General features: G+C 61.6%; 33 protein-coding genes. 9 read left to right on the forward strand and 24 right to left on the reverse strand.

All coding sequences use genetic code 11. The features are described 5' to 3' along the window. Window positions 1–3: 3 nt before the first annotated feature. From U5760_RS17575 to U5760_RS17585, 3 genes are all read right to left on the reverse strand, one after another. Window positions 4–1,347: a TolC family protein gene (locus tag U5760_RS17575; protein WP_322013518.1), complete on the reverse strand. Its 1,344-nt coding sequence runs from the start codon at window positions 1,345–1,347 to the stop codon at window positions 4–6. Window positions 1,348–1,468: 121 nt separating this feature from the next. Then, window positions 1,469–1,834, reverse strand: a complete 366-nt coding sequence (locus U5760_RS17580) for a hypothetical protein (RefSeq protein WP_322013519.1) — start codon at window positions 1,832–1,834, stop codon at window positions 1,469–1,471. A gap of 86 nt (window positions 1,835–1,920) precedes the next feature. Further along, complete coding sequence (locus U5760_RS17585; RefSeq protein ID WP_322013520.1) at window positions 1,921–2,814, reverse strand: LysR substrate-binding domain-containing protein; 894 nt, start codon at window positions 2,812–2,814, stop codon at window positions 1,921–1,923. A gap of 166 nt (window positions 2,815–2,980) precedes the next feature. On the opposite strand from U5760_RS17585, the gene U5760_RS17590 reads away from it, so the two are divergent. The 3 genes from U5760_RS17590 to U5760_RS17600 are packed head-to-tail and all read left to right on the forward strand — an operon-like array spanning window position 2,981 to window position 4,724. Continuing rightward, complete coding sequence (locus tag U5760_RS17590; protein ID WP_322013522.1) at window positions 2,981–3,526, forward strand: sugar ABC transporter; 546 nt, start codon at window positions 2,981–2,983, stop codon at window positions 3,524–3,526. A gap of 7 nt (window positions 3,527–3,533) precedes the next feature. After that, complete coding sequence (locus tag U5760_RS17595; RefSeq protein WP_322013523.1) at window positions 3,534–3,860, forward strand: hypothetical protein; 327 nt, start codon at window positions 3,534–3,536, stop codon at window positions 3,858–3,860. Between the two features lie 18 nt (window positions 3,861–3,878). Next, window positions 3,879–4,724: an MBL fold metallo-hydrolase gene (locus U5760_RS17600; protein ID WP_322013524.1), complete on the forward strand. Its 846-nt coding sequence runs from the start codon at window positions 3,879–3,881 to the stop codon at window positions 4,722–4,724. A gap of 60 nt (window positions 4,725–4,784) precedes the next feature. Here U5760_RS17600 and U5760_RS17605 read toward each other — a convergent pair whose 3' ends face one another. From U5760_RS17605 to U5760_RS17615, 4 genes are all read right to left on the reverse strand, one after another. Continuing rightward, window positions 4,785–5,165, reverse strand: a complete 381-nt coding sequence (locus U5760_RS17605) for a hypothetical protein (protein ID WP_415914124.1) — start codon at window positions 5,163–5,165, stop codon at window positions 4,785–4,787. 39 nt (window positions 5,166–5,204) lie between these two features. After that, a complete protein-coding gene (locus tag U5760_RS31675; RefSeq protein ID WP_415914125.1) occupies window positions 5,205–5,369 on the reverse strand; it encodes a serine hydrolase in 165 nt (54 codons plus the stop codon). 83 nt (window positions 5,370–5,452) lie between these two features. Then, entirely contained in the window at window positions 5,453–7,366 is a 1,914-nt protein-coding gene (locus U5760_RS17610) for a potassium transporter Kup (protein WP_322013525.1), read from the reverse strand. A 311-nt stretch (window positions 7,367–7,677) separates the two neighbouring features. Beyond that, window positions 7,678–7,836: a phosphotransferase-like protein gene (locus tag U5760_RS17615; protein ID WP_322013526.1), complete on the reverse strand. Its 159-nt coding sequence runs from the start codon at window positions 7,834–7,836 to the stop codon at window positions 7,678–7,680. Between the two features lie 262 nt (window positions 7,837–8,098). Here U5760_RS17615 and U5760_RS17620 point away from each other — a divergent pair, with 262 nt between their 5' ends. Continuing rightward, window positions 8,099–8,422: a hypothetical protein gene (locus U5760_RS17620; protein WP_322013527.1), complete on the forward strand. Its 324-nt coding sequence runs from the start codon at window positions 8,099–8,101 to the stop codon at window positions 8,420–8,422. A gap of 27 nt (window positions 8,423–8,449) precedes the next feature. Here the strand turns inward: U5760_RS17620 and U5760_RS17625 are convergent, their stop codons facing one another. The 5 genes from U5760_RS17625 to U5760_RS17645 form a co-directional block, all read right to left on the reverse strand. Beyond that, entirely contained in the window at window positions 8,450–8,611 is a 162-nt protein-coding gene (locus U5760_RS17625; protein WP_322013529.1) for a hypothetical protein, read from the reverse strand. 22 nt (window positions 8,612–8,633) lie between these two features. Continuing rightward, entirely contained in the window at window positions 8,634–9,173 is a 540-nt protein-coding gene (locus tag U5760_RS17630; RefSeq protein ID WP_322013530.1) for a GNAT family N-acetyltransferase, read from the reverse strand. Window positions 9,174–9,348: 175 nt separating this feature from the next. Then, window positions 9,349–9,783 carry a hypothetical protein gene (locus U5760_RS17635; protein ID WP_322013531.1) on the reverse strand — a complete coding sequence of 145 codons (435 nt, stop codon included), beginning with the start codon at window positions 9,781–9,783 and terminating at the stop codon, window positions 9,349–9,351. Window positions 9,784–9,902: 119 nt separating this feature from the next. Beyond that, window positions 9,903–10,706, reverse strand: coding sequence for a lipid II flippase Amj family protein (locus U5760_RS17640; RefSeq protein ID WP_322013532.1), 804 nt, complete (start codon window positions 10,704–10,706; stop codon window positions 9,903–9,905). Between the two features lie 324 nt (window positions 10,707–11,030). After that, entirely contained in the window at window positions 11,031–11,540 is a 510-nt protein-coding gene (locus tag U5760_RS17645) for a GNAT family N-acetyltransferase (protein WP_322013533.1), read from the reverse strand. 356 nt (window positions 11,541–11,896) lie between these two features. Here U5760_RS17645 and U5760_RS17650 point away from each other — a divergent pair, with 356 nt between their 5' ends. Then, window positions 11,897–12,937, forward strand: coding sequence for an NADP-dependent oxidoreductase (locus U5760_RS17650; protein ID WP_322013534.1), 1,041 nt, complete (start codon window positions 11,897–11,899; stop codon window positions 12,935–12,937). An 80-nt stretch (window positions 12,938–13,017) separates the two neighbouring features. On the opposite strand, the gene U5760_RS17655 is transcribed toward U5760_RS17650, so the two are convergent. From U5760_RS17655 to U5760_RS17675, 5 genes are all read right to left on the reverse strand, one after another. Then, a complete protein-coding gene (locus U5760_RS17655) occupies window positions 13,018–13,203 on the reverse strand; it encodes a CsbD family protein (protein ID WP_322013535.1) in 186 nt (61 codons plus the stop codon). 15 nt (window positions 13,204–13,218) lie between these two features. Next, complete coding sequence (locus tag U5760_RS17660) at window positions 13,219–14,028, reverse strand: GNAT family N-acetyltransferase (RefSeq protein WP_322013536.1); 810 nt, start codon at window positions 14,026–14,028, stop codon at window positions 13,219–13,221. A gap of 298 nt (window positions 14,029–14,326) precedes the next feature. Next, window positions 14,327–14,638, reverse strand: a complete 312-nt coding sequence (locus U5760_RS17665) for a hypothetical protein (RefSeq protein WP_322013537.1) — start codon at window positions 14,636–14,638, stop codon at window positions 14,327–14,329. 53 nt (window positions 14,639–14,691) lie between these two features. Further along, window positions 14,692–15,024, reverse strand: coding sequence for a hypothetical protein (locus U5760_RS17670; RefSeq protein WP_322013538.1), 333 nt, complete (start codon window positions 15,022–15,024; stop codon window positions 14,692–14,694). A gap of 125 nt (window positions 15,025–15,149) precedes the next feature. Continuing rightward, complete coding sequence (locus U5760_RS17675) at window positions 15,150–15,431, reverse strand: hypothetical protein (RefSeq protein WP_322013539.1); 282 nt, start codon at window positions 15,429–15,431, stop codon at window positions 15,150–15,152. 139 nt (window positions 15,432–15,570) lie between these two features. Between U5760_RS17675 and U5760_RS17680 the strand changes: the two genes are divergently transcribed. Next, on the forward strand, window positions 15,571–17,130 hold the full coding sequence (locus tag U5760_RS17680) for a glycoside hydrolase family 28 protein (RefSeq protein WP_322013540.1): 1,560 nt from the start codon (window positions 15,571–15,573) through the stop codon (window positions 17,128–17,130). Window positions 17,131–17,208: 78 nt separating this feature from the next. On the opposite strand, the gene U5760_RS17685 is transcribed toward U5760_RS17680, so the two are convergent. From U5760_RS17685 to U5760_RS17695, 3 genes are read right to left on the reverse strand one after another with little or no spacing between them, the layout of a single operon-like run. Then, window positions 17,209–17,532, reverse strand: a complete 324-nt coding sequence (locus tag U5760_RS17685) for a hypothetical protein (protein ID WP_322013541.1) — start codon at window positions 17,530–17,532, stop codon at window positions 17,209–17,211. Next, window positions 17,519–18,892 (reverse strand): acyclic terpene utilization AtuA family protein, encoded by a 1,374-nt coding sequence (locus U5760_RS17690; protein WP_322013542.1) that lies wholly within the window; start codon window positions 18,890–18,892, stop codon window positions 17,519–17,521. Before U5760_RS17690 ends, U5760_RS17685 begins: the two co-directional genes overlap by 14 nt. An 18-nt stretch (window positions 18,893–18,910) precedes the next feature. Next, window positions 18,911–20,215: a citrate:proton symporter gene (locus U5760_RS17695; protein WP_322013543.1), complete on the reverse strand. Its 1,305-nt coding sequence runs from the start codon at window positions 20,213–20,215 to the stop codon at window positions 18,911–18,913. A gap of 100 nt (window positions 20,216–20,315) precedes the next feature. Here U5760_RS17695 and U5760_RS17700 point away from each other — a divergent pair, with 100 nt between their 5' ends. Then, window positions 20,316–21,209 carry a LysR family transcriptional regulator gene (locus U5760_RS17700; protein WP_322013545.1) on the forward strand — a complete coding sequence of 298 codons (894 nt, stop codon included), beginning with the start codon at window positions 20,316–20,318 and terminating at the stop codon, window positions 21,207–21,209. 34 nt (window positions 21,210–21,243) lie between these two features. Here U5760_RS17700 and U5760_RS17705 read toward each other — a convergent pair whose 3' ends face one another. From U5760_RS17705 to U5760_RS17715, 3 genes are all read right to left on the reverse strand, one after another. Beyond that, entirely contained in the window at window positions 21,244–22,218 is a 975-nt protein-coding gene (locus U5760_RS17705; protein ID WP_322013546.1) for an alpha/beta hydrolase, read from the reverse strand. A 65-nt stretch (window positions 22,219–22,283) separates the two neighbouring features. Then, on the reverse strand, window positions 22,284–23,393 hold the full coding sequence (locus tag U5760_RS17710; RefSeq protein ID WP_322013547.1) for an alkene reductase: 1,110 nt from the start codon (window positions 23,391–23,393) through the stop codon (window positions 22,284–22,286). A gap of 8 nt (window positions 23,394–23,401) precedes the next feature. Continuing rightward, window positions 23,402–24,037, reverse strand: a complete 636-nt coding sequence (locus U5760_RS17715) for a TetR/AcrR family transcriptional regulator (RefSeq protein WP_322013549.1) — start codon at window positions 24,035–24,037, stop codon at window positions 23,402–23,404. A gap of 127 nt (window positions 24,038–24,164) precedes the next feature. On the opposite strand from U5760_RS17715, the gene U5760_RS17720 reads away from it, so the two are divergent. Next, window positions 24,165–24,449, forward strand: coding sequence for a metal/formaldehyde-sensitive transcriptional repressor (locus U5760_RS17720; protein ID WP_322013550.1), 285 nt, complete (start codon window positions 24,165–24,167; stop codon window positions 24,447–24,449). Window positions 24,450–24,456: 7 nt separating this feature from the next. Next, entirely contained in the window at window positions 24,457–25,728 is a 1,272-nt protein-coding gene (gene dmeF, locus U5760_RS17725) for a CDF family Co(II)/Ni(II) efflux transporter DmeF (RefSeq protein WP_322013610.1), read from the forward strand. Between the two features lie 36 nt (window positions 25,729–25,764). Here dmeF and U5760_RS17730 read toward each other — a convergent pair whose 3' ends face one another. Further along, the gene (locus U5760_RS17730; RefSeq protein WP_322013551.1) at window positions 25,765–26,154 is read right to left on the reverse strand and encodes a hypothetical protein; all 390 of its coding nucleotides are present in this window, start codon (window positions 26,152–26,154) and stop codon (window positions 25,765–25,767) included. Window positions 26,155–26,186: the final 32 nt, after the last annotated feature.

Raw genomic sequence — 26,186 nt, forward strand, 5'->3', positions numbered from 1 at the left:
GCTTCATTGGCTGATGGCAAGAGCGGGGGGCACGACCTGGTATTCGAGCTGAGCCCAGGTCAGCGAAACGTCCCGTTGCAGGTCGAGAATCTGGAGCTGGGCATCGAGCTGCGCACGCCGTGCGGCGAACGTGTCCGCCAGCGAACCGGCTCCCGCGCGCCAGGCGGCTACCGCGAGATCGACCCGCGCATCGGCGGCGGGCAGAAGCGACGCCTGCAGGCCGGCAAGACGCTCGCGACCGCTTGCGAGCGTGGTCGACAGGGTCTGGATCTGCGCATCCACCTCGCGCTGCGTGTCCTCATAGGTCAACCTGGCCTTCGTCGCGAGCTCTGCCTTGCCCGACACGTCCCGGTCCTCGACGCTCGACCGATGAATGGGCAGCGGAATGCTCACGCCCACGGACGCAAACCGCGCATTGCCGCCGCCTTGCAGGTACGAGACGTTCCAGGTCCAGTTCGGACTGCGCCGGCTTTCGGCAACGGCCACGTCCGCGTCGGCCACGCGGATATCGGCCGCCGCTGCGATCAGTGCAGGCTCGACCGTGCGAAGCTGCTCCGCGGGCAGCGTGGAAACGGCGGATTGCGGAGCCGGCGGATCGCCCGTTACGTCGACAACGGGCGTGGCCGTCCAGCGCGACAGGTCGATGAGCGAAGTCTGAAACAGCTGACGGGCCTTGAGGCGTTCGTCATTGGCCTGCGCCAGCATGAGCCTTGCCTGCATCACGTCGGCAGCAGTCGCTTTTGCACCGCGATACGACGCCTCGGTGGCCGCAAGCTCGTGCGTCATGTGGGCGACCAGCGCCTCGCGCAGTGTCACAGCCTGCTTCGCATAGGTGGCATTGAGCCAGGCCATGGCCGTGCGCTCGCGCACACCGGCAAGCTGCGCGAGATAACCGGACTGCTCGCGGTCCACCATGCGGCTGGCGAGATCGGACTGAAGCGTACGCTTGTGTGGCGATACCCATTCCTGCTCGATGCCGATGCGGCGCATCGTGAGAATGTTCTGTCCGATGGTGAAACCCTGATCGCCGTTGATCGGCAAAGCGTCGATACCGGCAGTCAGGTTCGGATTGGGTAGTTGGCCCGCGCTCACCACGGACTCGGCGCTGGCATCGACCGATGCCTGTGCGGCCTGGATCGCCGTGTTGTGCAGGGCCGCCGATTGCAGCGCGGCCTCAAGCGTGAAAGGCACCGTCTGCGAGACAGTCTGGGGAAGCGTCTGGGGCACAGACTGGGACGGCGTCTGGGCGTGGCCGGCCAGGGCGTACCCCAGCGCGAACGCGAGCATGGGCGCGCGCAGCCGCAGCCGGCCAGGCCGGCGTGCCGGCATGGCGTGGACTGGATGCATGATGAACTCCGTAGGGTCGAGCCCGTGCCGGCCGTCAAACGGCCAGAGAATCGGCAACGGGTCTCACGTCCCGGATGGGGACGACATCACCGCGAAGAGGCGGTGTACCGGACAGGGGGAGTCAGAGCGCGCGCGGCGGGCGCCACAGCCCGTCGGGGCTGCGCGCGGGGCATGCAACGGCGTAGTGGAAGCGGACCGGACTGGGGCGCCCGGCGGGCCGCGAAAGAGCAGGAAGGGAAACAGGATGGTAAAGGCTGCCGGCCTGGCACTGGGCCGTCATCTTGCAGAACATGCCGCCCGACTTGCCATGACCCGCCGAGGCGGATTTCATTCCATCGCAACCGGGCATGTTTTGCGACATCGCGGCGGTGTCGTCGCCCATCGCAGCCTGCAGCGGACACTGCCCGGTCAGGCCGCTCGCTGCCAGCCCGCTCAGGGGCAGCATCGCGCACAGCAGCAGCACGAGGAATGTCCGGATGATTTTCATCGGCGCAAGTATAGCTCAGGCTTTGTCGAACGACGTGTATCGCACAACTCGCACTCGCAATAAAGCGCAATTGACGCATGAACGATTCAAGGCGTCCGCTCCCGCGCTTCGTCAAGCATCCAGTTTGCAAATGCCTTTAGCGGCGCCTCGCTCAATTCGATCGGTTCAGGAAGAACGAGGCAGAAGTTTTTGGCGACCGCCTGGCTCTCGGGCCACGGCGCGACCAAACGGCCCTGCTCCAGCTCGGCCCCGACGTAAAGGCGCGGCACCAGTGCAACCCCCAGGCCGGCAAGCGCTGCCTCGATCAACATGGAATGGAGATCGAAACGTGCGCCCACTGCCGAGTTGGTCAGCACGATGCCGGACTCCTGTGCATAGATCTGCCAGGCATCCGGATTCTGTCGCCTGTGAAGACGCGGCAGTTCATCCAGCGATGGGTTCGCAACCGCGCCTGCGAGTAGCGCCGGGCTGCAGACCGGCACCAGCACCTCCTCCAGCAGCGGATGGAGATGCATACCGGCCCATGCCGGATGCTCAAAATGAATCGCCGCATCGAACCCGCTGCCGGCAAGAAGGAAGGGATCCATCCGTTCGGCGATATGCACGGTGACGTTCGGATCCTGCTGCTGGAAGCGCTTCAGCCTCGGGATCAGCCAACGCGTGGCGAAGGTCGGAATGGCGGCGATATCGAGACTCGCGCCCTCGACGGGCTGCCCCATCAGGTACAGGCTGTCCCGTTCCAGCCGGTCCAGGGTCTCGCGAACCTGCGCGGCATATCGCGTGCCGTTGGGTACAAGCCGCACGCGATTTCCCACTCGCTCGAACAGCACAACACCCAAAAACGCCTCCAGGCGACCAATCTGGCGACTGACGGCGCCCTCGGTCCGCGCCAGCTCTTCGGCGGCGCGGGCGAAGCTTCCGTGTCGCGCCGCGGCCTCGAAAGCGAGGAGCGCGGAATGGCTGGGGATCTTACGTCGCATGGGTCTTTCTCCGGTCAAAACTCGCTCGACGCCAGATTGAGTAAATATCACTGAAGAGTGACTTTAACTCGATATCTGTGCGAGATACATCCTCCTATCATTACATCATTGCAGTGAAAAGGCATCGTTCGCACGAAGATGCTCATCCGTTACGAAGGACAATCCGATGATCTATACCGTGGAATGCAGCTTCGCCGATCCCCATAGCGAAGCCGAATGGAACGACTTCTATAGCCTCGAAAAGCTGCCCGCCCTCATTTCGGTTACGGGCTTTCACACGTCGCAGCGTTTCCGGGCGATAAACGAAGGTTGCCCCGTCTATCTGGCCATCCACACGATCGACGGACCCGACATCCTGACCGGAGAGGAATATCGACGCAAAGGCGGTGGCAATTTCGCGAGGTGGCAGCAACACATCACCGACTGGCACCGGAATCTCTATAGCGAAATCGGCCCGGCGCCAGCCGTCGCTGCCGACGAACTCCTCGTACTGGGCGCAGGCGGCCCCGATCCGCTAATCCAGATGGGCCTCGAACCGCTGGCCGTGCACGCCGTTGGGCTGGAGAGATTTCCGGAACACCGTTGGTTCGCAGTCCTGCCCCGGCACAATACGCCGCTCACAGGGGATATCCCGAAGGAGGTTTACATTTATGCACCGATGACGGAGCAATTGGTAAGTCATCCTCTTAATTTTGAAAAACCGGAACAGTAGATCCGCGATGCCCAACCTGACTTTCTATATTCACGCGGAAAACATGCCATCCGAGGAATGCCTTACCGCACTCTCCGGTGACTGCATCGCACTCTGTACGAATGTCCTTGAAGCGGCGCTCAAAAACGTTCACGTCATTTATGTAGCTGTTCGGCGGGGTCATGGACATCCCGTCTTCGCGGAAATCCAGTATCGCCTGGAGACGTTTCGTACACCCGCGGTAATGAACCCGTTCATGGAAGCCATGGAGAACGCCATCGCCCGGCACACGGGCCTTACGGCGCGCATCCGCTGTTTTGGCTATGCCGCATCGAACATTTATGCCCGCAATTGACCGGGCTGGAGAAACAGGGTGTCCACACTGACCTTTCCGAGCCAGCGGGCCGGGGACTTCACGATTACGGCAATCAGCGATGGCTACCTCACTGCGAGCCTCGACTTCCTTTCGAATATTGACCCGTCCGAGGCCTCCAGAATGCAGCATGCCGCCGGGCAGCAGACGCCCTGCGCCGTGCATATCAACTGCTACGTAGTGCACGGATCGGGCCGCACCATCCTCATCGACGGCGGGGCCGGAGGCATCAAGCAATGGGGTGGCCAGTTGAAGGCCAATTTGTTACTTGCCGGCATCGAACCGTCCGCGATCGACACGATCTTGCTCACGCACGCCCATCCCGACCACGTAGGCGGTCTGGTGGATGCAACGGGACACGTGGCTTTTCCGAACGCGGAACTCGTCGCGCATCAGCAAGAAGTCAAATTCTGGCAAGACGATGGAAATCTGAGCCGCGCCAGCGAGCGGGCACGCGGTAACTTCCTGGTAGCGCGTCAGGTGTTCGACGGCTACCGCTACAGGCTCCGTACTTTCGAGGAGGGGGAAGTGCTTGCCGGTATTCGCGCGATGCCGTTGCCCGGGCACACGGAAGGGCACACCGGCTACCTCCTCGAATCCCGTGGCGATAGCGCGCTGGTCTGGGGGGATATCGTTCATTTCCCCCACATCCAGATCCAGAGACCAGACGTATCGATTGCATTCGATCAGGACCCGTCTCTGGCCGCCGGCACGCGATCACGACTCCTCGACATGGCCAGTTCGGAAGGACTGTTGATTGCCGGCATGCATCTGGGAGAGCCTGGTTTCGCCCGAATCAAGCGAACGAGAGGGAAATACAGCCTGCTTTACGAAACCGAGGTCTAAGGCCGCGAACAGAAGCAACTTGCGATATGTTGCTTCGTCGCCTTGCCCGAAAACCACCCGTCATTCGCTGGCGAGCCCCCAGGTTCCATACTGGGCGACGAGCGCATACCACAAGGCATAAATCTCCCGCATGCCCGGGTCGTGGTCGCTCGTCCAGACCGCTGTTTGCACGAGTACGAGTTTCGAGCCCGGATCGACGATGATTCTTTGGCCGTCCATGCCTTGCAGTGCAAACATGCGTTGCTCGCCCGGCAATATCCAGACTTGATACCCGTAACCGAAAACTGGATTGGCCTTGCCCGGTGCCAGAAAACCATCGCCCGGGGCGACACTGGTCGCCTGCAATACCCAGTCTCGCGGCACGATCTGCTGGCCGTTCCACTGGCCGTCATTCGCGAGCATCAGTCCCAGCGTTGCCCAGTCGCGCAGCGTAGCGCTCACGCAGCAATAGGTAATGTTCTGTCCGGTCGCGTCGCGCCCTCACGATGCATCGGATTCCATGCCCATTTTTTTCCAGATGCGCTCGCTCGTGTACTGCGCAACGGACCTATGCGTTGCATGGCTCAATACGAGCCCGAGCACCTCCGTTTCGATGCTCGCGTAGCTGAAATCCGTGCCGGGCGCACGCTCACGCCAACGGCGCAAAACAAACTCAGAGCACTACCCACTGCGACTGCTTTGACACCGCACGGCATAACCAGACTCCTCTTGATCGGGGGTAGCTCAGTTCATATTTCGACGCGCGACCCCAGCTCGATCACGCGGTTTGCTGTCAGCTTGAAATAAGCCGCCAGGTTGCCGATATTGTGCGCCATGACGCTGAAGAGGCGTTCACGCCATACGGGCATGCCCTTGCCTCCGGTCGCCACGACCGTGGCATGACTGAGGAACCAGGACACCTGCGCCGGATCGATCACCAGACCCGCCGGTTCGCAGTCACGCAATGCTTTCGGCAAGTTGGCTTCGTCCTTGAAACCATAAGCCACGACGATGGCGTAGCAGTTGTGGCCCAGCGACTTGATCTCCACGCGTTGCTTGCGCGGCACATACGGCACATCCAGATTTTTCACGTGCACAAACAGTGCGCGTTCGTGCAGCACGTGGTTGTGCTCCAGGTTGTTGACGAGCGCATGCGGCACGGCATTGATGTCGATGTTCAGGAACACGGCGGTGCCGGGCACGCGTATCGTGTCCTTCGCGAACAGACCGTTCAGGTAGTCGGAGAGCGGCAGCGTGCCTGCATGCCGCCGGGCCTCTTCGATCATCATTGCGCGGCCGCGGTGCCATGTGGACATGACCGTAAACATGACGACGCCCAGCAACAGCGGGAACCACCCGCCATCCACGAATTTGAGCAGGTTGGCCGAGAAGAACGTGAAGTCGATGGCGAAGAAAAAGCCCGTCGCCAGCACGCACAGCCACCAGTTGTAGTGCCAGGCGTAGCGCACCACGTAAAACGTGAGGAAGGTGGTGATCATCATGGTGCCCGTCACCGCGATCCCGTAGGCCGAACCCAGCGCCGTGGAGGAACCGAAGCCCAGCACCGCCCCCACCACGGCGATCAGCAGCAGCCAGTTGATAGCCGGCACATAGATCTGACCGACCTCGCGCTCGGAGGTGTAGATGATGCCCATACGCGGCATGAAGCCCAATTGCATGGCCTGCCTCGTCATGGAGAAGGCGCCGCTGATCACCGCTTGCGACGCGATCACGGTCGCCACCGTGGCCAGCAACACCATCGGGAACAACGTGATCGAGGGAAAGAGGTGGAAGAATGGGTTGTCCACGGTCTTCGCGTCCGACAACAATAGCGCGCCCTGCCCCAGATAGTTGAGCCCCAGGGCGGGGAGCACCAGCGCGAACCACGAAAGACGGATAGGCGGCGCACCGAAGTGCCCCATGTCGGCATACAGCGCCTCGGCGCCGGTCAGCGCCAGCACCACCGCGCCGAGCGAGACAAAGGCTACCCAGCCGTTGCGCAGCAGGAATTCGAGGCCCACGAACGGATTGAAAGCATCGAGGATAGCCGGTGCCCGGCCAATATTTAGTAGTCCTGCCACCGCAATGACGACGAACCACAGCACCATCACCGGCCCGAACACCGCGCCGATCCCCGCCGTGCCGCGGCGCTGCACCAGGAATAGGACGATCAGCACGGCCAGCGCGATCGTCACGACGAAAGGTTTGAGCTTCGGCTCCGCCACCTGCAGCCCTTCCACGGCGCTGAGCACCGAGATGGCGGGCGTAATCACGCCGTCACCGTAGAACAGCGCCGCGCCGAATACACCGGCGAGCAGGAGCCCGTTGCGCAGCCGCGGCTTGTCCATCACCGAGCTGGAGGCCAGCGCCAGCAGCGCCATGATGCCGCCCTCGCCGTGGTTGTGGGCGCGCATGATCAGCGTGACGTACTTTAGCGTCACGACGATCATCAGCGACCAGATGATGAGCGACACCACGCCCACCACATTGGCACGAGTGAGCATGAGTCCGTGGCCCGAGTCGAAAACTGTAGCCATTGTGTAAAGCGGGCTGGTGCCGATGTCGCCGAACACGATGCCGATGGCGGCCAGCGCCAGCATGGTCATTGATTTGTCGACGTGACCGGCCTGGGCACCCGCATGCGGGCCTGAAGACGATTCCATGAATGCCTCCTTCTCAGTGGGTGAGCCCCTCTGCCAGCGAACGGTACGCCGCCCGCAAGGGGACGGCCCGTCTGGTCACGCTGGTTCTCCTGATATGGGCTGATCTGCGGCCAGCCTCCTGACAACAGCGTACAGAATAAAGGGCGCGTTTCAAAGCATTCCGCCCCAGCCTTAGGCCGGGGGCGTCGGAGAAGCAAATCAGGGACGGAATCACACGTTAGAGCGCGAGCGTGACATGCCCATTGCAACTCGCAACATTGCTGCACAACGGCGGTGCGTAGTCTCCCGTAGTCGGCTTGCGCCCGTATTATCTACGCGCATTGCCTGGGTATGCCGAGGAACGTGTCCATCTGGACGTGGAGAAAAACATCGGCTGCGGCCACCTGAAATGCGCACGCCAGAGACGTCTTGCCCGAACTGCCGACGCCATTGAGCAGAATGATTTTGGCCGGCTGCACCTTCTTGTGCATAAGGGATTGAAGGATTTGTCTGCCGAATAATAACCCGGCAGCCCTGGGAAAACCCTCTCTTCAACTTGCCTGTTCTCGGTCGATATCGCGGCTATCCGTGTTGTTAAAACACGTTGAGGAGCCGCCGATGAGAGTTCGTTCGTTAGTCGCCGCCGTTATCTATGCTACGGCATGCGCGGGTGCCGCATCGGCGTTTGCGGGAAGTGCGGTCACGTCGCCCGAGGACGACAGTACCGCCGTATTTGCGTCGGCGAATTTGAGCATGCTGCAGAACATTAGCGGCAACGCAAAACTCGACGCGCCGTCTGCTTACGTGGACGCAGACGTGTTGCGAAACGCAAGCGGCAATATCGGCGTGAACCTCGCGGCTGGGGCACTCAACGCGCAGGCCAATCAGATTGCACTGGCTACCACGCATCAAGCGGAAATCGTCACGCAACAGAACGTGCATGCCGTCGTGCATATGACCGGCGGTGGCGTCGCACAACTCGGGGCGGGTTCACTCGCGGCTTCGAGCGGCAATATCGGCATCAATATCGCCGCGGGTGCGGGGAATGCGCAGTTCAATGGGCTGGTGACGCATTGAAGGGCACTGGCGCGATGCTGCAGAACGTCAGATAAGCTCGACAATCTGCTCGACTCGTGCGTCGATGGCCTGATCTTCGTCGAATCGCAGCACGCAACAGAGGCGGCTTGCGAGCCAGGCTTCGTGACGCGCCCGGCTGCGTCCGGGGGCATCGACGGTGTTGATACGACGCCAGGCGAACCGGGTCATGGACCGAACTCCACTGGAAAACCTATAGGTGAAGGTTCGTTGAACGTCGGCAGACCAATACCGGTTTGTCTTTGTAGAGCGCTTCGTACTCCGCTTGATACGCGAATTTGCTCGCCAGCTTCAAGGAAGCGACGTTGTTGGGTGAGATGATGCAAACGGTGTCGGTTTGTGGCCAGCTTTCGTCGGCCCACCCCAGAGCGGCCGCGACTGCTTCCGATGCATAGCCGAGCCGTTGCGCTCGTCTGGCCAACATCCAGCCGATTTCCAGGGCGCGGTCAAAGTCGTCGCTAATGCCTCGCATGTGCCGCACAAAACCGACTTCACCGACGAACGTTCCGTTGAGCTTTTCAAACACGACCCAATGCCCGAAGCCGAGTGCCGCCCAGTGCCCCACGCTTCGAAGCAGTCGTGCCCAGGTGTCTTCGCGTGTGAGCGGATGTCCGGTGACGTGCCCGACAACCTCGGGATCCGACCACATGCTGTAGAGGTCTTCAAAGTGGCCGATTTCGGGAGGTCGCAATATAAGGCGCTGGGTTTCAATGACGGTTGCGGACGATGGCATGGGGAAAAGGTAGTCTATTCGACAGTAAGAGACTGAGGCTTCAGTTCCTAACGAAAAAGAGAGGCCAGTAAGGCAAAGGGTATCCAAAAGAAATTGCGATCACGCCGAAGCGGACAGTCGGCCTTTCAAACAGCGTGGATTGCGCACGAAGACTGGATTACCTAAGCCAGGGTATTCAGATGATCTTCCGTTGCGGCGGCAAACGTTCGTGACCGCGATCCATGACGCCAAGTACATCGGCAATTTGCCCGCGGATCGCAATCACATCCGGCGTTTCTCCCATCGCATACTTTATCGTTTGAACAGTAAGCGCATCGTAGGAATGCTCCATCCCGAGTTCAATGATTGTGTCCCGGGGTTCGAATGACCCCATGCGCGAGCGAACCCACTTGAACGGATTGGGGTCCATCGATTCAGTCCGCACCCGTATGCCGAGAAAGCAGAGTTCGCGCCGCAAGGCTCTCGGCTGACGAGAAAAGACAAACTGCTTTTTCAGGCATAGCCTGCAAATCGGAACACCCATTAGTATCGCGAGCATCGCCATGATCCAGGGGCCGGCCGCATGGCCAGCCTTGTATAGCTTCAGGCTGCTCGCGGAAACCGCTGCCATGTATGACAACGTGGGCCAAATGCGGCCGCGTGTCCAGCAAGGAATAGTGAGCTCCGAAAGCATGCCTCGTTCCCCCGTGTTGATCTCATTGCGTGCGACGTTTCCTCTGTCGCAGCTCGCTATATAAGTTCCGCGACGCGAACGATGATCAAGGCCGCAGGCACCAAAACAACCTGTGCGCAGAGCGTCCCAAGAACACGCGCGCCGGCGAGCGTTGTAATGGCCCGCCGGAAGCTGTTTTCTGAAATGCGACCTTCGATGACATCGTCTGTCATCACCGACACCTGTGGATCGATGACGACCGCCAGCACTACGGTCGCAAACCCGTTGATCACCGACGACAGATTCGCACAGGTCACGCGCAAATCTGGCTTTAGATACCCGGCGTACAGCGACGCGAAAACACCCACTGTCCAGATCGCCATCGCGATAACGTTCAGCCCGATGACTTTCCGGGAAACGCCTGCGCCGGATGCCAATTGGGTTACATTGTGCCGGGACGGGAGTCGCGCTCCGATCCGGATGTAGTTGACGCCGCCGCGGCTGAAGATATGGAGCAGCAGACGCGGTATTGAGCGATTGGCTTGAAAGTGCTCAACAGCGCGGCTGAAATAGCGCTGGAAGGTGGGAATCAGGAACGCACCGACAATGCTTGCCAGCGTAGCCGTCAGCAGGAAAAGCCGAAAGTCGCCGAGCAACCCGTGCCCCATGTGACGAGCGATATCCAGTTCAACCCGCTTTGCTATGAATGGCCCCTGAAAGGAATTTGCCGTTCGCGAAACCAAAGCGATGATCCCGAACAAAGAGAATGACACGGCGATTCGGCGCGTGCGAACTCCAGCAATACGCACGGCATAGGCAAGCGTCGCGATCACATGGATGACGAACGTGAGCCCGCATATGATCAAAAGCTGAGTGTCCATGTTGTTGTCGCGAAGTAGGCACGATCCATAGTCTACCGAAGCACGCCGCCGGGCAATGATCGATGATCCGGAAAGCGACGCCGAATTCTCGCCCGGCCTTTTCCTCAAGTGCCATGTTCCCTTCTTGTGCGGCCATACCCGGGACAAAGTAGAACGCCTTTAACGAACCGAAGTTAGCATTTCAAATCGCTGCGTTGCAGGCGTGCGAGCGTCATCGACTATACGGTTAGCATACTGAGATCCGCAGCGGAAGCAGCTTACGCCTCAATCCATGACGCATTTTGTTTGACGAAATTCAAAGCATCGCCAGGAAAATACCGTGCCTTACGAAGAGGACTCAGCCAGTAAAGCGCGCTCCATCACAATAGCCTGCCCAGCGAAATCCATCGCGGGCTTGCGTAGCAGTTCGATGAAGCCTTCACGCTCCCAGAACTTGAGGGCTCGTGGGTTTGTGTCGAGCACGGCAATGCGCAAAGCGCCGCCTTGCCAGCCCAGCGCGATCGCTTCAGTAAGACGCAGGACTTGCGGACCCAGGCCCTGCCCCTGCGAACTCTCGCGGAACAGCAACAGGCCGATGAAAGCGATCCCGGCTTGCGGATAGCCACGCACCAGCTCAATACATCCAATCGCCTCGGCATCTTGTGTGATTTCGTAGACGAACTTGTCTGCGTGACTTTTTCCGGGCGGCAGTGCCTCAAGTACCTCAATGGCAGCAGTGGGAGCGGGCAGCTTGCCTTCCACAGCCAAGCTATAACCCGGAGCACCTTCGAGCACGGTTTGTAGACGTTCAATGTCGTTCGGCGACTGGCGGTCAATCAAATGAAGTGTGAGCATCGCGCTTACAGGCTCAGGTAAGGTTTTTGATTCTCGAAGACGGTACAACTACTGGACAGCTGCAGTATCTGCACCACGAGCAATTCGAACGTGAGGAAGTCCCCTCGTTAAGCGTCCCGACGTGCTGCAGAAAGAGCAGCCATTCTAGAGCACACGGCTGGAACGCGAGTCGCCGCCACCGTAACAGCCCCGCCCGTGCACGCAAACGCTGCCATAACGGGCCTGCGCGCGCCGCTCAACACTGCATGGGAAGGCGAGTAGCCACAGAAACGAGTCCGGGCGAAAATTTCCATCCATCTATCTAAGCAAGATCAGTCCCGGTATCCCCGCCGGCCTGTTCATGGAAGGATTCCTGAATGACGCTACTCCCTCGCTCATCCCGTCAAGTCACGCTTGCCGGTCGCCCGCAAGGCGCACTCAAGGCATCGGACTTCGCCCTTACCGAGACACCGCTCGCCCCACTCGCGCCGCATCAGGTGCTAATACGAAACCAGTGGTTCCGTATCTCGATCTCCACGCGGTTGATGGCCAGCCCCGATGCTCAGGACATCAAAGGTATTCCGTTTCCGACGCTCAAACCCGGTGATGCCCTCTCCGATGGAGCAATCGGCGAGGTCATAGCAGCCGGCCCCGGCACCGGGCTACGCCCGGGCGCTACCGTCTCCCACCCGCTCGGCTGGCGCGACTACGCCGTTGTCGACGAGCGGCAATGCAAGACATTGCCACACGGGCCGATCGATCCAGCGGCCTGGCTCGGTCATGGTTGGACAGCCTATGCCGCGTTGACCCGGGGCATCAAGATGCGGAGCGGGGACACGGTACTCGTCTCCAGCGGCGCCGGTGCCATCGGATCGATGGCCGGACAGATCGCGCGCCGGCTCGGCGCCGCACGCGTCATCGGTACGACCCGCAGCGAAGCCAAAGCACAATGGATGAAAGCATCACTCGGCTACGACACCGTAATCGTGCACGACGGCAAGCCGTTCGCGACACAACTCGCAGACGCCGCCCCACATGGCATCGACGTGTTCGTCGACATGGTCGGCGGCGAGCAACTGACTGCTGCGGTGGCACAGGCTCGGGAAGGCGCGCGCTTCGCGATTCTGGGTGCGCTGAGCGCAGAACTACACGTGGCGGGTTCTACATCTGTCGCGCCGACCGAAATCGATGCCTTTCAATTGCCCATCAAAGGCATCACATTACGTGGCTACAGCGCCTGCGAAGACGAGGAAGACGGCAACGCCTTTGACGAATGGATCGCGCGCCAGCAAGCCTGGCAACAAGACGGAACGTTTCATCTTGCACACACGATGATCACGGGTCTCGACGCAGCGCCTGCGGCCCTGCAGGAAGCGTGCGCGGGCAAGCTCAAAGGCGTGGTGCTCGTCGCCCTATGAAACAGTATGAAGCCGGCTCGCGAGGCATTCGTGAACCCCGCCTGACGCAAGCCAGGCGAGGTGCCTAACCGGCTGGACGGTTAGTGGTGCCGGGTAACATCCTTGGCGGCGTCCTTCAAATCGCCGACCTTCTTCTGGGCTTCGCCCCGGGCCTGTTGCAGATCGCCCTTGAGCTCCCGTTCCGGATTACCGGTCGCGCGACCGACAGTCTCGTTCACCTTGCCTTTGACTTTCTCGGCGGTTCCCTTCACATGGTCCTTGTTCATGATCCCTCTCCGGTTTCAGCGACAAACGTCGCGGCTCCTCGAGTGAGCATCCGGCGTGCCCGGGGAACCGAGGGAGTCCGAGACCGGCTCGAGAATGATCTCCGGGTACGACTCGGCAATTGCGGCACGCATTTTTTTCTTCGCCGCTTCGTCCAGATTTCCCATAGACAAGGCATCGGCGCGCACTTGCGCGCTGGGCCATTGCGCGTAGCTGTACCAAATGCCATCAGACCCTCGATGAAGCCTCGCGCCCAGCGAACCGCGCGATCGAAGCTGATCCGATAGACGTGTCCAGCCTTGAATAAAGGCATCTTCACTGCCCGCGTGCAGGCGCCAACGATAGAGGACAACGAAGCCGGGAGGCACGCGTTTAGTCATCGGTACGCAGGCCAATTTCACTCCGCGCGCAGTTCGATAGATCGAAACCGCATCCCCCACCCAACCGAGGCTACGATAAAACGGTGCTGCGTTTAACGTGGCATCGAGGCGCATTTCGACAACACCATGGCGGGCGGCCAGCGCCTCGAGAAACCGCAGCATCTTGCCGCCAACACCGCGCCCCATGTGAGACGGCCGGACGAAGATGGCGTCTACCTGCCCGCTTTCCACGGTCAGCATGCCGGTACCCACGACCAATCCGTCATCGACGGCGACGTAGAAGTCACGCTCCACGACGCTCGTCCACTTCTCAGTGACCGTGCCTTCGACCCATTGAGCCAGCGCTGATTCGGGATAGTGGCCGGCGCACGCAGCTAGTACCGAGGTTCTGCGGATTTCCCACGCGTCGACGCCGTCGTCGCGGTTCGCTTTTCGTATCGTCAACATGTCACGCTCCACGGTTCGGGCAACCGGGTTGGTGTGCCGGCAACGTTCCGGCGGAAGGCAACACCTACGTAGTGCATGCAACCACTCCTGTCTGTGCCAAAACCTGTCTGTGCCAAACAATACGGAGCAGCTGGAAAAGACACGGCCCCGTCTTGACTGGCGGGGCCGTAGAGAAAAACTGTGCGCGATATCTGAACGTCACGCTCCCCACGACTCGCCAATGGCGGTCATGGCGCACATCATGGAATTGAGCGTGCAGGAGTTCATCGAGGCAGTTTGCCGTGCCAAAGCATTGCCGTCAATGACCATCCGGCGGTCCATGAAGTCTTCGCGAGAGTGTGCTGAGCTCCGCGTAGAGTTGCTTGCGAAGTTTCGCATTGTTTGTGCGTTCGGCTCGAAGCTGCGCACCCAGTTCCAGTATGAGTTCCCCTAACCGGTCGATGCCATCAAGTAGCGCGTCGGGATGATGCGCTACTTCGGCAGTCCGGGCGGCCTGCGCGGCCGGTTGCGACGCGGCGTCTTGAGCGGTGCGCTCCGGTTCGATATCAGTGCAAGTCGTCTTGATTCGCTTGTCCTCGAACAGGGAAGCAAAAAGCAGTGGAAGTTTCATCGTCACGGCGGGCAGCAAAGAGGGGCGGTTATCCTCGCATAGGCTCGCCGAGGTCAATCTTGAAAAACCATCCCGCGGCCGACATGACTTGCCACTTTGCCAGGTCGCCGAACTTGCGCAAGATCAATAAAACGGGCATCCCAATTGGCTTGGGCCGAACTGCCGCCCACTCCGTCATTTATCTCGTTATCTCCCTCATCGCGCTTCGATGCAAGCTGATCGGGCAAGCTGCCACGCAACGGGCAATCCTGTGAACGCGGCTCCATGCGCCGAAAGCACAAGGGTACACGGTGCCCGGAAAGGCATTTCAGGCTGCACATCTTCTCACCACCAATCTTGAAAATAACGCCAAGGGCAATCTTTAAACGGCTTTTCAGGGCTTTCACCAGGTGTGAGCAAGAAGCCTCGGGTCACTACACTACGCGTCGTTGTTTGACAAAAAGACAAATTCAATCTTGTTGTCAGATAAATTTCTCCAGCAGTCCTAAGCCATCTCATACGGAACGCATCCTTACATGCATACGTCCTCTCGCTTACGTGAAGACGTGCGGTCAATAGCCGCGCGTGTCTTCACCGCAATAAAGTCCAGCATTTTATTCGGTTTCCTTATTACTTCGATGGTGCTTTCCGCCTGCGGCGGATCAGGATCAAACAGCGGGACCAGCAACAGCAGCGCCGCCGGCAACGACGGCACTGCGCCGGCTTCGGCAAGCCCCACCTCTCCTGACAGCAACACGGCAGGCAATACCTCCGGCGCCATTTCCAACGACAGCAGCGGCGGGGACAACAGCACGCCAACTCCAGTCGCGCCCGGTTTTCAGGTCGGCACCACGACCTACGACAGCGGCTTACCGCCCGAACCGACGCTGCCTTCCGCTTCGCAAATCTGTGCGACGCTCACCGCGAGCCTGACAACGCAAGCCAACGGACTCTTGCCCGATAGCGCCGATGCGGCGAACACAGCGCCCGACACCTCCCGCATCCAGGCCGCGCTCACGAGCTGCACGAACGCGAGCAGTACCGGTCTCGCCACCAACAAGGTGGTACATCTCGCCTCTGGTGCGGACGGCGCCAATGCATTCCTTTCCGGTCCGCTCACGCTGCCGGGCGGCGTAACGCTCTGGATCGACCGGCGCATCACACTGTTCGCCTCACGCGACCCGCGTCAGTACGACAAGACCAAAGGTACGGCAAGCTGCGGCCTCATCACGGCGAGCGACAACGGCTGCAACGCGCTCATTACTGCCGCGAAGACGAGCAACAGCGCCGTGGTAGGCGACGGCACCATCGATGGTCGCGGCGGCAGTCCGCTCGTGAGCAGCCTGCCGAACGATCCCGCATTGCTCAAGCGCCCGGACGGTACGGCGATGAGCTGGTGGGACATCGGCTGGCAAGCCAATATCGTAATGAAGGCTTCGCAGAACAACCCGCGCCTCATTCAGATCAACAACGGCCGCAATTTCACGCTGTACCGCATCACGCTGCAGAACGCGCCGAAGTTTCACGTCGTGCCGAGCGGCACCGATCACTTCGTCGCCTGGGGAGTCAAGATCTATACACCTACCGCGGCCTACGAGGCGATGACGAACTATCTCGGCGCGCCGTACAGCACGCTCACCGCGAAGAACACGGATGGCATCGACCCTGCAAGCTCGGGCCCGATCACAAGCAATCCGGGCAATCCAGGCGTACTCACCGGCGACGCGAGCAACATCCTGATCGCCTATACCTCGATTCGCACCGGCGACGACAACGTGGCGATCAAGGGCGGCACCGCCCCCGTCAACGGTCGCACCTACAATGTGACGGTCGCACACAGCCACTTCTATGAAGGACACGGCATGTCGATCGGCAGCGAGTCCGCGGGTTCGGACAATGGCGCGGTCAACGCGAGCGTGAGCGCCGTGAATGGGCAGTTCCCGAGCGTAAGCAATGTGAATGTCTACGATCTTTCGTTGAACGGCCCGGACAACGGCTTGCGGATCAAGTCGGACTGGAGCCGCGGCGGTCTCGTAGCGAACATCCACTATACAAACGTCTGCATCCGTACCGCCACGCCGACCAACTCGTTGCAACCGCAGGCGCTGATCTTCTCGCCGTATTACAGCCCGACGACCAACGCAGGTCTTTATCCGAACTTCGCGAACATCACGCTCGACGGCATTCGTATCGTCAACGCGTCGAACTATACGTTCCAGGGGTTCAATTCGGCGAGCCCGATACTCGCCAGCCCGGATTGGTCGGCTGGCGCCAACGGCCTGCCGGATCCGCCGGTCGTCAATCCGCTGCAGATTGTGCTCAACAATGTCGTGGCTGACGCAACACCGCTGTCCATCACTGCATCCGATGCGCAGATCGCGCTCGGTCAGGGCGGCACGACCCTGCCGCTGGGAGGCGCAGGCAACGGTGTAACGGTCACGCAGACAGCAAGCGGTGCAGCGAATCCGCCTGTGGATTGCAGCCTGGCCTTTGCGCCCTTCCCCGTGAAATAGCAAACCGTGCTATTCCGACACAGCGCGCCCTCGCTGCATTCGCCAGCCACTGTCGACCGTGCGCTTCGGCCCCGACTATCACGACGCATCGCCCGGGGGCTCGCCGATGTCCATATCGAGCAGCGCCGAGCTCATCGATTTTCCATGCGCATCGAGCGCCAGCGAACGCGTGACACCGCCGCCCAGCGCGTGACCCAGCACAAAATTGAACGCACCCAGCAACGGCAATTCGTAACGCACCACATCGCCCCGCACAACATCGGCGAGATGCGCCTTGACACGCTCCGGCGTCAGGATGGTGTGCAGATAGGGGTAGTGCTTGCCGTCGTAGCAGATCACCGAAACATTGAGCGTATTGCCTTTGTCGCCGGTTCGGCCGTGAGCCAGTTCACGCAGCTTCATCGCATGCCTCCACGATTTCGAAAACGGGCTTCACCTGTTCGCGCGGCAGCAGCACCGACTGTACGGCGAGCACCTCCCGCGTCGCCCGGGTCACGCCGCCGCCGCCCGCCGGCCCGTTGGTGTAAAGCGTTTCGACTTCATTGCCGATGCGGGCCGCCTCTCTCGCGTTCGCCGCACGCCCCGCCACGCGCACGCGCACTTCGTACGGCTCGCCATGACTGGCCGCCAGCGTATCGCCGTAAAGCGCGTTGACACCGATCAGATCGAACCGCAATTCGCTCGTATCGACCCCGGTGGCCACGAGGCGCTCGCGCACGATATCCAGCGCAAGTCGGGCCCGTGCAACGGCACCCGGTCCGCCATAGGAGATCTGCCCTTCGCCGATATAGCCATCGACATACGCGACCGAAACCTTGAGCGTACCGGTGCGCGCCTGACCGAGCCCGCCGGTCACGCACACACGATCCGTCGCCTCCTGCGCGACGCGCACCTGCGTGAAGTCCGCCACGACATCCGGCTGGTAGTAGCGCGCCGGATCGTGAATCTCGTAGAGCAGTTGCTCCTTGCACGTCGCCTCGGTCACGCAGCCGCCTGCATGCGGCACCTTCGTCACGACAACGGTGCCGTCCGCGCTCACCTCGCCGATGGGAAAGCCAAGGCGCGCAAGATTCGGCACGTCCTTGTAACCCGGATCGGCAAAATACCCGCCCGTCACCTGCCCCGCGCATTCGAGCAGATGCCCGACCACGGTCGCCTGCCCGAGTGTGTTCCAGTCGTCGAAGTGCCAGCCGAATGCGTGGATGAGCGGTGCCATGAAGAGCGACGGGTCCGCAACGCGCCCCGTCAGCACGATATCCGCGCCGGCCGCGAGCGCATCGACGATCGCCGCCGCGCCGAGATACGCGTTCGCCGAAACGATGCGCTCCCGGTAGCCGCTCACCTCGTCGCCGGACTCTTCGAAACGCAGGGGCGAACGCAGCACGGCCTCCAGCGCGTCGTCGCCCGTCACGGCGGCGATCTTCAGGCCGGACAAGCCGAGCTCGCGGGCAATCTGCGCCGTCTTCTTCGCCGCCGCGTGCGGATTGGCTGCGCCCATGTTCGAAACGATGCGCACGCGATTCTTCACCGCGGCCGGCAGTACCGCGCGCATGCGCGCCTCGAGCAGCGGATCGTAGCCCAGTTGCGGATCGCTGCGGCGCGCCTGCTGCGCGATCGCGATGGTACGCTCGGCCAGACACTCGAACACGAGATAGTCCAGCGCGCCGTGCTCCGCGAGCTCGACCGCGGGCTCGATTCGGTCTCCCGAATAACCGGCGCCCGCGCCAATGCGCACGCGCTTCTGTGCAGGGATTGGATTCATGAGATCGACCATGCCTGATTACAGCGGAAATACGCCCAGTAAGACGCACGCAATCGTCATCACGATCGAGGCGCCGAACAGCAGCGGAAATGTGAACTTCTGGTGATCCGCGAGATCGATGCCGCACAGTCCGACGACGAGAAACGTCGCGGGCGTGAGCGGGCTCACGGGGAATCCGGTTGTCATCTGGCCGAGCAGCGCTGCCTGACCGACATGCACCGCCGGCACGCCAAGCTGCGAGGCCACTTCGGCAATTACCGGAAGTACTCCGAAATAGAACGAATCGGGATCGAACAACATGGAGAGCGGCATCGACACGAGGCCGAGCACAACCGGAATATGCCCCGCCATCGTGGGCGGGACGAAGCCAACGGCCGCCTGCGCCATCGCCTTGAGCATGCCGCTGCCCTGCATGATGCCGGTGAACACGCCCGCCGCGAGCAGAATGCCCGCCATCATCAGCGCGGCACGTGCGTGCGCGTCGATGCGTTTGCGTTGCATATCGACGTTCGGGTAGTTCACCATCAGCGCGATGCACAGGCCCACCATGAACATGATCGCGGGCGGAATCTTTTCGCCCATCGCGACCATCGTGCCAAGCACGGCGACGGTCAGGACGATGTTGAACCAGAAGTTCTTCGGGCGGCGCAGTGCCTGTTCTTCCGGCGTGAGTTCGCGCTTCGGCATGGGAATCGAACCGTTGGTGCTCGAATAGCCGAGGCGCTTTTCTTCGCGTCGGCCCAGCCACCACGCCATGCCGAACACGAAGACGAGGCCGATCGCCTGCACGGGAATCAGCGGATTGAAAAGCGCCGAAATCGGCAGATGCAGGGAAGCCGAAGCCCGGATCATCGGCCCTGTCCACGGCAGAAAATTGATACCGGCGGCCATCGATACCGCCGCCGCCAGCACCCGCTTGTCCATGTTGAGACGCTCGTAGAGCGGCAGCATCGCCGGAATCGTCACGAGGAAACACACGGCACCCGAGCCGTCCAGATGAATGAGCAGGGCCAGCAGCGTGGTCCCCATCACGATACGCGTGGGCTTCGTTCCCACGGTGCGCAGGATGCGGTCGATGATCGGATCGAGCGTGCCGGCGTCGGTGATCGTCCCGAAGTACAGGATCGCGAACACGAACATGCCCACCACGGGCGCGAGACTCTTGAGCCCCTCGATGACGAATTTGCTGGTTTGCAAGCCGAAGCCGCCAATTAGCGACGCCACGATCGGCACGATGATGAGGGCGACCAGCGGCGACATGCGCTTCGAAAGGATCGCCCCTAGCAGGACGACGATGGTGGCAAGCCCCAATAAAGGCAGCATGAGTCTGTCTCCGGATCTTGTTTTCTGATGCTCGTCAGCGTATGGTCGAAGCGGCGATAACACAATTAAAATGATTTGATCGCAGCTATCACGAACCATTATGGATCTCAATCTCCGCGATATTCGCGCGCTTATCGCCGTGGCCGAGGCCGGGAGCTTCACGCGTGCAGCCGAGCGGCTGCACCTCTCGCAGCCGGCCTTGACCGTACAGATACGTCGGCTCGAGGAAGCGGTGGGCGTGCGGCTGTTCGACCGCAATAGTCGTAACGTTGCGCTGACGCAGACCGGGCGCGAATTGCTGCCGCTCCTGCGCAAGTCGCTGCGCGACATGGAGGCTGTGTTGCGCGACGCGCGCGCGCTGGGCGAAGGGGAAAGCGGCACGGTCCGCATCGCGTGCCTGCCGACGTTTGCCGCGAGTGTGTTGCCCGAACTCGTCGCGAAGATGAAACGCGAGGTGCCGCTCGTCGCGTTCCAGGTCCGCGACGGGGTGGCGAGCAGCGTCAATGCTTTGGTGCGCAACGAGGAGGCCGACATCGGACTGACCGGCGGCGAAGTGCTCGATCCGATGCTGGAGGTGCTGCACGCCAGCGTGGACCGGCTCGTGGCGGTGTGTCCGCGCGCGCATCCGCTCGCGAAGAAACGGCGGATCGTGCTCGACGATCTCACGGGCTCGCCACTGGTGCTGACCGCGCCGGGCACGAGCGTGCGCTCGGTGGTCGATGCCGCGCTCAGTGCGTCGCGCGAAGCGCTCGATATCGCTTGCGAGCCGACCTATATGATGACTGCTGTCGCCATGGTGCGGGCGGGACTCGGCATTACGATCCTGCCGGAAACCGCGCGCGAGGTGCAGGCCGAGCCGGAGCTCGTCGCAAAGCCCATTGCGCATCCGGCCTTCGTGCGGCCGATCGCGATCGTAAAGAAGAGAGGCAGAACCTTGCCTGCGGTGACGGAAAAGTTCGTGACGCTGATGCGGCAAGCCTTGCTCAAACGATGAACGGCGCGTTCGAAGCGCCGTTCATCGTTGTGCGCTACCGCTTGTTCAAGAACGACAGCAGCAATTCCGTCACGGCTTCGGGCTTCTCCTGCTGGATGAAATGCCCGCCACGCGGAATCAGATGATTGCCGACAAGATTGGGGACGTTGGCCGCCAGATTCGCGTACTCGTCTTTGGTCATTTTCAGCACACCGTCGAGCTCGCCGGCGATGAACACCGTTGGCTGCCGAAGCTTCGCGCCATCGAGGAACGGCGTCAGCTCCCAGTTCCGGTCGAGATTCCGGTACCAGTTGATCCCGCCGCGAAAGCCGGACAACTCGAAGCGCCCGGTCAGATAGTCGAGATCTTCGGCGGGCAGCCAGTCGGGCAGCGTGGCGGGAATCGCGAGGTTGTCGATGAGCCGCGTGCCTTTCGCGAACCTCGCAAAACTGATCCGCCTGTGTGCTTCGTCGAACTGCGCGTCACCCGATGCGCTGTAGAGCACGCCGAGGAGCGAGCGGCGAATGTCGAGCTCGAACTCCCGCTCGGCCTTGCCCGGTTCCTGAAAATAGTGCTGATAGAAGTGGTGATCCTGCGTGGCGACCTCGAAGCGCACCGCCGGCCGCAGCTTGTTTCGCGGCAGATATGGCACGCTCAGGAGTGCGATCTTCTTGAACACATCGGGACGCAACAGCGCGGCGTACTGCACGACCATCGAACCCCAGTCGTGCCCGACAAGTATCGCCTCCTCCTCGCCAAGCGCGTGCACGAGCCCAACCAGATCGCCTGCGAGATTGAGCGCGTGATACGCGTCGATGGCGAGCGGCGCGTCGGTTTCGCCGTAACCGCGCTGGTCCATGGCAACCACGCGAAAGCCCGCTGCGGCGAGCGGCGCAATCTGATGGCGCCAGGAGAACCACGATTCGGGCCAGCCGTGGCACAGCAGCACGAGCGGCCCGGTTCCCGCTTCGACGTAGTGAACGCGAATGCCGTTCGTGAATGCATAACCATGCTTCCAGTCCATCGACATCGCGTTTCTCCTGTCAGTTGCTTTGTACTGCCCTCGAATCGAACGTGACCTTCACGCGCCCCGGCTCACGCCAGCGCAGGATAATCGACGTATCCGTGCGCGCCCGTGCCGCCGTAAAGCGAAGCGTCCTTGAACGGCGGATTGAGCGGCGCATTCTCGCGGAAGCGACGCGGCAGATCCGGCGTCGTAATCATGGCACGGCCGAACGAGACCATGTCGCCGCGCCCGCTCTGCAGCGCGTCGATCGCCATTTCCTTCGTATAGCCGTTGTTCAGCATCCAGACGCCGGAGTAGAGGCGGCGCAGCGCCTCGTAGTCGAACGGCGCGTTATCGCGCGGACCGCCCGTATGCCCTTCGACCACATGGATATACACCGGGTGCAGCTTTTCGAGTTCGCGCACCACGTGTTCGAACAGCGGCTGCGGGTCGCTTTCCGACGAATCGTTCACAGGCGAAACCGGCGACAGGCGAATGCCGACGCGATCCGCACCGATCTCGCCGATCACGGCCGTCATGACTTCCACCAGGAAACGGGCGCGATTCTCGATGCTGCCGCCGTACGCGTCGGTGCGGTGGTTCGAGCCGTCGCGCAGGAAGGCGTCGATCAGATAGCCGTGCGCGCCGTGAATCTCCACACCGTCGAAGCCGGCCTGAATTGCCTTCGCCGCCGCGGTACGGAAGTCGTCGACGATCCCGGCGATCTCGACCGTAGCCACCGCACGCGGTTCCGAGCAATCGACGAAGCCCTGATCGACGATATAGGTCTTCGCCTTCGCCGCAATGGCCGAGGGGGCGACCGGCGCCTGATTGCCGGGCTGAAAGTGCGTATGCGACATGCGGCCCGTATGCCAGAGCTGCACGAAGATCTTGCCGCCCTTCGCGTGCACGGCGTCGGTCACCTTCTTCCACGCCGCGATCTGGTCGTCGGTGTAGATACCCGGCGTATGCGTGTAGCCCTGGGCTGTGCCCGAGATCTGCGTCGCCTCGGCGATGATGAGGCCGACGCTCGCACGCTGGCTGTAATACTCGACCACCATGTCGGTGGGCGAAAGGCTGTCGTCGGCGCGGCTGCGCGTGAGCGGCGCCATGGCCATGCGATTCGCGAGTTCGAGCTTGCCCAGCTTGATCGGCTGGAACAGAACGTCGGTGAGGCCGGTTTCGGTCTGGACACCCATGTTGAGGACTACTCCAAAGTTGGCGTGACGGGGGTGGCCGCCCGGACGGGCGGCGGAAAAAGACGGTCGAGAATCAGGTCGACGCTCTGGCGCAGCGGCGCTACCGAGCGCTCGAGCTTCACGCGCAGCAACGCGCCTTCCCAGGCGTCCCACGCGAGACCCGACAACGCGGCCGGATCGACATCCGCGCGAATGTCGCCGTGCGCCTGCGCGCGGCTGATCATGCCGGCCAGGCGATCGCGCCATTCGAGCTGCGCATCGAGCAGCGCGACGCGGCACGGTTCGCTGGCAAGGCCAATCTCCGCCGCGAAATTGCCGACGAGGCATCCGGACTGCATCGTCCTGCGCTCGTGATACGCGATCATCTGCTCGAACACATAGCGGATTGCGGCCATGGGCTGCGGCGGCGCGCTCGCCATCATCGCTTCCCACGACCGCTGCAGATAGGCCGCGTACTGCGCAATGATCTCCACCGCGAACGCTTCCTTGCTCTCGAAGTGGTTGTAGAACGAGCCCTTCGGGACGCCCGCATGATCGGTGATCTGCTGGATGCCGGTGGCGTTGTAGCCCTGGCGCGAGAACAACTCGCGTCCCGCCTTGACGAGGCGGTTCGGGATATCGGTTTTGTCGGCGGTTCGTGACATGGCCGAATAATATGACCGGTCGTCTTAAAAGTCAAACAGCCCTTTTGCCTAGCATCTGATCTGGTGAATTTAGTATACCCCCCTACCCTATCAATGCTAAACTGCGCCCGCAGACAGGAGAACGGGCATGAGTCATACCATCCGCGAAAAGCAAAAGCTGCTGAACCGCATTCGTCGAATCAAAGGGCAGGTCGAAGCCATCGAGCGCGCACTCGAAGAGGAGCGCGGCTGCATGGAAGTCCTCCAGCAGGTCACGAGTTGCCGTGGCGCGATGAACGGGTTACTCGCCGTTGTCCTTGAAGACCATATCCGTACCCATCTGGTCGATGCCGGGCATGACCACGACCATGGCGACGACCACGGCAGCGGAATTGAACAATTGGTCGAAGTCGTGCACAGCTATTTCAAGTGAAAGAAACATGAGTCAGTTCGAGAACGTTGCCTTCGGGGCGGGGCACGACCATATCTTCCTCGGCGCGGCCCATGAGGACAACGAACGCAGGACCTGGATGGTCATTGCGCTGTGCAGTGTCATGATGGTGGCGGAGATTGTCGGCGGCAGCCTGTCTGGTTCGCTGGCCCTCGTCGCCGACGGCCTGCACATGTCGACCCATGCCGGCGCCATGCTCATTGCCGCCCTGGCTTACACCTACGCGCGCCGGCACGCGACCGACAGCCGCTTCGTGTTCGGCACCGGCAAGCTGGGTGACCTCGCGGGCTTTACCAGCGCGATCGTGCTTGCCATGATCGCGCTGTTGATCGGCTACGAGGCGGTTTCGCGCTTTTTCTCGCCCGTGCCGATCCATTTCGGCGAGGCGATTCCCACCGCCGTGGCGGGCCTGCTGGTCAATCTGGCGAGTGTCTGGCTGCTGGGCGGCGACCATCACGGCCACGGGCATGGCCATGTCCATGGCCACGCCCATGACGACGGACACAGCCATGAGGAAGAGGCACAACGCCTCTTTTGCAGCGCCGGTGTCTTTGCCGTTTCGATTTTCGAAGAGGGCGTGTCGCCCGTGTTCCGCATTGCGCCCGAGTTAGCGTCGTCGAAACTGGCTGCCGATGCCGTCACGATCACGACGATACGTCCCGACGGCGCCCGCCAGACGTTCTCGTTTGCGGACCACGGCGGCTATCTGCAGTCGAAAGAGACCATTGCCGAACCGCACGCATTCCGGGCCACGGTCTGCCTGAGCGACGGCGAACATTCACTCGAGTTCGAAGAACACGATCATCAGGATACCGAATCTGCTGCACACCGCGACCACAACATCCGCGCGGCGTACGTGCATGTCATTGCGGATGCGGCGGTTTCCGTCCTGGCGATCATCGGCCTGCTGCTCGCCCGCGCTTTCGGCTGGCTCTGGATGGACCCGCTCGCAGGAGTGATCGGCGCGCTGGTGATCGCGAACTGGTCATGGGGCTTGATGCGCGATACAGGCGGCATTCTGCTGGACATGAACCCGGACCGCCGGATGGCCGAGAACGTGCGCGAGGTCATCGAGAACAACGGCGACACGGTGCTCGACCTTCATGTGTGGCGTATCGGCCCGGGCCATATGAGCGCGGTCGTATCGGTCGTCACGCCGGATGCCCGGCGCAGTCCGAGCTTCTACCACGCGGCGCTCAAGCGCTTCAAGGGACTTTCGCACGTGACGGTCGAGGTCAATCCGACGCGCGTCGCCGCCTGAGCGCGCTCACTCGAAAAGGCGGACGCAAAGCGCGTCTCAGCCCTCGCCCTTCGGCAGAACACTCTTGCGCCCGCGCTTGCGCGGCGTCGGCGCGACGCCGATGCGCGGGTCGCGCGCCAGCACCCTCGACACGATCGCTTCCACGGTGTCTTCGAAGGCCGCATCGGCCTGCGAGATATAGAGCCACTTCCCGAGCACCGGATGCGGCTTCAAAACCGGCAGTTCTTCGATGAGCGCAGCGTGATGCTCCTTCGACGTGCAGACCAGAAGCCCGTTCCAGGGTTCGTCGCCGTCGCCGGCGGTGGGGCAGAGCAAGCCGTCGAGGTACGCGGCGTCGGATCCGAACATCCGCCTGGTGAGGTAGGTGGCTTCGCGCTCGAGTGGCTCGAAGATCCACAGCAAGGAATTGCGGACAGTCGCGGGCATACGGTCACAGTCTCCGGGCAACGCCTGCGCAT

The sequence above is a fragment of the Paraburkholderia sp. J12 genome (assembly GCF_905220215.1).
Taxonomy (GTDB): domain Bacteria; phylum Pseudomonadota; class Gammaproteobacteria; order Burkholderiales; family Burkholderiaceae; genus Paraburkholderia.